This window comes from Falsihalocynthiibacter sp. S25ZX9 (assembly GCF_041205405.1).
GTDB lineage: Bacteria > Pseudomonadota > Alphaproteobacteria > Rhodobacterales > Rhodobacteraceae > Falsihalocynthiibacter > Falsihalocynthiibacter arcticus.
The window spans coordinates 1-322 of record NZ_JBGFCD010000159.1; the positions used below are offsets into that span (position 1 = coordinate 1).

Annotated in this window: 1 protein-coding gene; it reads right to left on the minus strand. The window is 55.0% G+C overall.

All coding sequences use genetic code 11. The features are described from left to right. A partial coding sequence (locus tag AB9F29_RS21705; protein WP_369757224.1) for an N-acetylneuraminate synthase family protein occupies positions 1–322 on the minus strand: 322 nt, incomplete at both ends.

Here is a 322-nt window from a genome sequence, read left to right on the forward strand (position 1 = left end):
AAGGCCAACCGTCACGCCAAAGGCTTTTGCCAAGGCTTCAATGGTGCCGAGGCGCATTTCCTCTGGTTTGGCAGGGTAGGCCGAGATGCAATGCAGGAGGCAAATTTCGGTGGCCCAACCCTCACGGGCGGCGCGTAACGCGTCTTCAATTTCGGCGTAATTGGCCACACCAGTGGACATGATCATTGGCCTGCCTTGGGCCGCGACCTTGCGAATGAGTGGTGTATCAACGAGTTTTAAAGATGCGTTTTTGTAGGCGGGAACGTCAAATCCAGCGAGTAAATCAACGGCGGTGGGGTCAAAAGGCGACGAAAAACAGTGC